The organism is Hydrogenophaga sp., assembly GCF_018780075.1.
GTDB lineage: Bacteria > Pseudomonadota > Gammaproteobacteria > Burkholderiales > Burkholderiaceae_C > Hydrogenophaga.
Genome location: NZ_JADMKB010000081.1, coordinates 1 through 5520 on the forward strand (window position 1 = coordinate 1; position 5520 = coordinate 5520).

Genomic DNA, 5520 nt, shown 5'->3' on the forward strand with positions numbered 1-5520 from the left:
GACGACAACAACGCCTTCTTCTTCTACGACGGCGCCATGAGCGTGCTCAAGCCCTACATCGACAGCGGCAAGCTGGTGGTGCGCAGCAAGCAGATGGGCATGAACAAGGTCGGCACGCTGCGCTGGGACGGCGCCGTGGCGCAGTCGCGCATGGACAACCTGCTCTCGGCCTTCTACGGCAAGGACAAGGTGCACGCCGTGCTCTCGCCCTACGACGGCCTGTCGATCGGCATCCTGTCCTCGCTCAAGGGCGTGGGCTACTGCACGGCGCAACAGCCCTGCCCCGTGGTGAGCGGCCAGGACGCGGAAGTGCCCTCGGTCAAGTCCATCCTCAAGGGTGAGCAGTCCTCAACGGTGTTCAAGGACACGCGCGAACTGGCCAAGGTCGCGGCCAACATGGTGGACGCCACGCTCTCGGGCAAGCAGCCCGAGATCAACGACACCAAGACCTACAACAACGGCGTGAAGGTCGTGCCCTCGTACCTGCTCAAGCCGGTGTCGGTGGACGCGTCCAACTGGAACAGCGTCCTGGTCGGCAGCGGTTACTACAAGGAATCGCAGATCAAGTGAGCCCCCCCGGCCGGGGGAACCCCGTCGCCCGCGAGCCCACAAGGCCTCGCGGGCGGCGGGTCTTCCGGACCGGACGTTCCTGGCCCCCACGGACACGCCCAGACCATGATGCTCGACATGCGGAACATCCGCAAAACCTTTCCCGGGGTGGTGGCGCTCAACCAGGTGAACCTGCGCGTGCGCGCCGGCGAGATCCACGCCATCGTCGGTGAAAACGGCGCCGGCAAATCGACCCTGATGAAGGTGCTCTCCGGGGTCTACCCCCACGGCAGCTACAGCGGCGAGATCGTCTTCGAAGGGCAGGAACGCCGCTTCGACGGCATCCGCGACAGCGAACACCTGGGGGTGATCATCATCCACCAGGAGCTCGCGCTGGTGCCACTGCTGTCGATCGCGGAGAACATCTTCCTGGGCAACGAACCGGCCCGCTACGGCGTGATCGACTGGATGGTCGCGCACAGCAAGACGCAGGCGCTGCTGGCCAAGGTGGGCCTGAAGGAGTCGCCCGACACGCTGATCACCCACCTGGGTGTGGGCAAGCAGCAGCTGGTGGAGATCGCCAAGGCGCTGTCGCGCCAGGTCAAGCTGCTGATCCTGGACGAACCCACCGCCAGCCTGAACGAAAACGACAGCCAGGCGCTGCTCGACCTGCTGCTCGAACTGAAAAGCCAGGGCATCACCTGCATCCTGATCTCGCACAAGCTCAACGAGATCTCCCGCGTGGCCGATTCGATCACCGTGCTGCGCGACGGCAGCACCGTGGAGACCATGGACTGCCGCGCCGCGCCGGTGAGCGAAGACCGCGTGATCCAGGCCATGGTGGGCCGCGAGATGGCCGACCGCTACCCCCGGCGCCAGCCTGACATCGGCGACACCGTGTTCGAGGTGCGCGACTGGCGCGCCTTCCACCCGCACCACAACGACCGCGAGTTCCTCAAGGGCATCGATCTGCATGTGCGGCGCGGCGAGATCGTGGGCATCGCCGGGCTCATGGGTGCGGGTCGCACCGAGCTGGCCATGAGCATTTTTGGCCGCTCCTGGGGCACCCGCATCAGCGGCGAGGTGCGGCTGCACGGACAGCCCATCGACGTGAGCACGGTGGAAAAGGCCGTGCGCCACGGCCTGGCCTACGTCACCGAAGACCGCAAGGGCAACGGCCTGGTGCTGAACGAAGACATCCAGTTCAACGTGTCGCTGGCCCACCTGGGCGGCGTGTCCTCCGCCACCGTGATCGACAACGGGCGCGAGCACCGGGTGGCGCAGGACTACCGCGAGAAGCTGCGCATCCGCTGCTCGGGCGTGGACCAGAAAACGCTCAACCTCTCGGGCGGCAACCAGCAGAAGGTGGTGCTGAGCAAATGGCTCTTCACCAACCCCGAGGTGCTGATCCTCGACGAGCCCACGCGGGGCATCGACGTCGGCGCCAAGTACGAGATCTACACCCTCATCGCCCAGCTGGCGGCCGAGGGCAAGTGCGTGATCGTGATCTCGTCGGAAATGCCCGAGCTGCTCGGCATCACCGACCGCATCTACGTGATGAACGAAGGCCGCTTCATCGCCGAGATGCCCACGGCGGAAGCCTCCCAGGAACGAATCATGCGCGCCATCGTGAAAGCCAGTTGAGATGAACCAGACCTCCACCCCCACCGTGGTGTCCGTCGACACCACCGCCGCTCCGGCCGCCGCTCACGGCAAGTCGCCGCTCGACCACCTGAAGCACAACTTCCGCGAATACGGCATGTTGATCACGCTGGTGGCCATCATGGGCTTCTTCCAGTACATGACCGAGGGCACGCTGATGCAGCCCCTGAACCTGACCAACCTGGTGCTGCAGAACAGCTACATCGTCATCATGGCGCTGGGCATGCTGCTGGTGATCGTGGCCGGCCACATCGACCTCTCGGTGGGCTCGGTCTGCGGCTTCATCGGCGCGCTCGCGGCGGTGCTGATGGTGGAGTACGAATGGCACTTCGTGCCGGCCTCCATCGTCTGCCTGCTGTGCGGCGGCCTGATCGGCGCGGCGCAGGGCTGGTTCGTCGCCTTCTCGCGCATCCCCTCCTTCATCGTCACGCTCGCGGGCATGCTGGTGTTCAAGGGCCTGGCGCTGGCGCTGCTGGCGGGCCAGTCGGTGGGGCCGTTTCCCGACGCCTTCCAGATGCTCAGCTCGGGCTTCATCCCCGACCTGTTCAACGCCGAGGGTCTGCGCCTGACCTCGCTGCTGCTGGGCGTGGCGGTCGCCGCGGCGCTGGCCGTGGCCGGCGTGCGCTCGCGCGCCAACCGGCTTCGCCACGGCGTGCACGCCGAGCCCACCGCCTTCTTCCTGATCAAGACCGCCGTGTTCTCCGCGCTGCTCATCTACTTTGCCTACCTGATGGCCTCGTACAAGGGCCTGCCCAACGTGCTGATCGTGATGGCGCTGCTGATCGTGCTGTTCGACTTCGTCACCAGCCGCACCACCATCGGCCGGCGCATCTACGCCATGGGCGGCAACGAGAAGGCCGCCAAGCTCTCGGGCATCAAGACCGAGCGCCTGTCGTTCTACGCCTTCGTCAACATGGGCGTGCTCGCCGCGCTGGCCGGCCTGGTGTTCGCCGCGAGGCTGAACACCGCCACGCCGAAAGCCGGCCTGGGCTTCGAGCTCGACGTGATCGCCGCCTGCTTCATCGGCGGGGCCTCGGCCTCGGGCGGTGTGGGCAAGGTGATGGGCGCGGTGATCGGCGCTTTCATCATGGGTGTGATGAACAACGGCATGTCCATCCTCGGCATCGGCATCGACTACCAGCAGGTCATCAAGGGCGTGGTGCTGCTGGCGGCCGTTCTTGTTGATGTTTACAACAAGAACAAAGCCTGATCGACCGTGCGCCTGTCGACCAAGCCCCCATTGCCCATGAGCGCCACCACACCCACCCCCGTGCTGGAGCTCACGGGCATCCACAAACAGTTCTCGGGCATCACCGTGCTGCGCGACGTGCAGCTGCGCCTGTACCCGGGCGAGATCCACGCGCTGATGGGGCAGAACGGCGCGGGCAAGTCCACGCTGATCAAGGTGCTCACGGGCGTGCTGGAGGCCAGCGGCGGGCAGATGCGGCTGGCGGCGCCCGCCGCAGCGCCGGGCCGCCCCAAGCAAGGCGACACCCCCTCGGGGGGCAGCGACCCGCGCAGCGGCGGAGCGCGGGGGCCAACCTCTGTGTGGCCCGACTCGCCTCGGGCCGCGCAGCGCCTGGGCATCAGCACGGTGTACCAGGAGGTCAACCTCTGCCCCAACCTCTCGGTGGCGGAAAACATCTTCGCCGGCCGCTACCCGCGCTTGGGCCTGGCGCAGGGCTGGCGCATCGACTGGGCAACGATGAACCGGCGCGCGCGCGAGCTGGTGGCGCGCATCGGGCTCGACATCGACGTGACGCGGCTGCTCTCCGACCACCCGGTGGCGGTGCAGCAGCTGGTGGCCATTGCGCGCGCGCTCAGCATCGAGTCGCGCGTGCTGATCCTGGACGAACCCACCTCCAGCCTGGACGACGACGAGGTGCAGAAGCTGTTCGAGGTGCTGCGCCGACTGCGCGGCGAGGGCCTGGCCATCGTGTTCGTGACGCATTTCCTGAACCAGGTCTACGCCATCTCCGACCGCATCACCGTGCTGCGCAACGGCAGCTGGGTGGGCGAATGGCCGGTGGGCGAGTTGCCTGCGCAGGCGTTGATCGCGGCCATGCTGGGCCGCGAGCTGGCCGCGCAGTCCACCGAGGCGCCCGTGCCGCCCGTGTTCGACGAATCCGCACCGGCCCTGCTGCAGGCCGAGGGCATCGGCCAGAGCGGCCAGCTGCAGGCCGTGGACCTGCGGGTGCGCGCGGGCGAGGTGGTGGGTCTGGCCGGTCTGCTGGGCGCGGGCCGCACCGAGCTGGCGCGGCTGCTGTTCGGCCTGGAGACGCCCGACCGCGGCGTGCTGCGCATCGACGGCCAGGCGGTGGCCTTTGCCAACCCCATGGACGCGATCCGCCACGGCCTGGCGCTGTGCCCCGAAGAGCGCAAGACCGACGGCATCGTGGCCGAGCTCTCGGTGCGCGAGAACATCGCGCTGGCGCTTCAGGCGCGCATGGGCATGGGCAAGTTCCTCTCGCGCGCCGAGCAGGCCACACTGGCCGAGCGCTACGTGAAGCTGCTGGGCATCAAGACCGAGAGCGTGGACAAGCCCATCGGTCTGCTCTCGGGCGGCAACCAGCAAAAGGCCATCCTCGCGCGCTGGCTCGCCACCGAGCCGCGCCTGCTGATCCTCGACGAGCCCACGCGCGGCATCGACGTGGCCGCGAAGCAGGAAATCATGGAACAGATCCTGCGCCTCGCGCAGGCCGGCATGGCCGTGCTGTTCATCTCCTCCGAAATGAGCGAGGTGGTGCGCGTGGCGCACCGCATCGTGGTGTTGCGCGACCGCCGCCTGGTGGGCGAGCTGCCCGCGGGCAGCAGCGAAGACGCCGTGTACGACCTCATTGCTGCAGAACACGCTTGACATGACACACACCACCTTGAGCGCCGCGATGCGCCACCGCCTGGCCTGGCCGCTGATCACGCTGGCGCTGCTGCTGGTCGTGAACACGGTGTTCAATGACAGCTTCCTGCACATCGAGTGGCGCGACGGCCACCTCTACGGCAGCCTGATCGACATCCTCAACCGCGCCGCGCCGCTGGTGCTGGTGTCGCTGGGCATGACCATGGTGATCGCCACGCGCGGCATCGACATCTCGGTGGGTGCCGTGGTGGCCATCGCCGCGGCGGTGGCGGCCTGGATGATCGGCGGCTCGGTGGCGGGCACCGAGAGCCGCTTCCCGCTGCCGTTCGCCCTCCTGGGCGCCATCGGCGTGGCCGCGCTGTGCGGCCTGTGGAACGGCGTGCTGGTGGCCAAGGTGGGCATGCAGCCCATCATCGCCACGCTGATCCTGATGGTGGCGGGCCGGGGCATCG

Annotated in this window: 5 protein-coding genes; all 5 read left to right on the forward strand. The window is 67.6% G+C overall.

What is annotated here, in order from left to right:
• A partial coding sequence (locus IV088_RS14380) for a substrate-binding domain-containing protein (RefSeq protein ID WP_291103220.1) occupies positions 1-570 on the forward strand: 570 nt, incomplete at its 5' end.
• A 105-nt stretch (positions 571-675) separates the two neighbouring features.
• The gene (gene mmsA / locus IV088_RS14385; protein ID WP_291103222.1) at positions 676-2193 is read left to right on the forward strand and encodes a multiple monosaccharide ABC transporter ATP-binding protein; all 1518 of its coding nucleotides are present in this window, start codon (positions 676-678) and stop codon (positions 2191-2193) included.
• 1 nt (position 2194) lies between these two features.
• Positions 2195-3421 (forward strand): multiple monosaccharide ABC transporter permease, encoded by a 1227-nt coding sequence (gene mmsB, locus IV088_RS14390; protein ID WP_291103225.1) that lies wholly within the window; start codon positions 2195-2197, stop codon positions 3419-3421.
• Between the two features lie 36 nt (positions 3422-3457).
• Positions 3458-5068 (forward strand): sugar ABC transporter ATP-binding protein, encoded by a 1611-nt coding sequence (locus IV088_RS14395; protein WP_291103227.1) that lies wholly within the window; start codon positions 3458-3460, stop codon positions 5066-5068.
• Between the two features lies 1 nt (position 5069).
• A partial coding sequence (locus IV088_RS14400) for an ABC transporter permease (protein ID WP_367171591.1) occupies positions 5070-5520 on the forward strand: 451 nt, incomplete at its 3' end.

Bases quoted from the DNA above. Each gene is read 5' to 3' on its own strand.
- mmsA (WP_291103222.1), top strand. From the start codon at position 676: ATGATGCTCGACATGCGGAACATCCGCAAAACCTTTCCCGGGGTGGTG.
- mmsB (WP_291103225.1), top strand. From the start codon at position 2,195: ATGAACCAGACCTCCACCCCCACCGTGGTGTCCGTCGACACCACCGCC.
- IV088_RS14395 (WP_291103227.1), top strand. From the start codon at position 3,458: ATGAGCGCCACCACACCCACCCCCGTGCTGGAGCTCACGGGCATCCAC.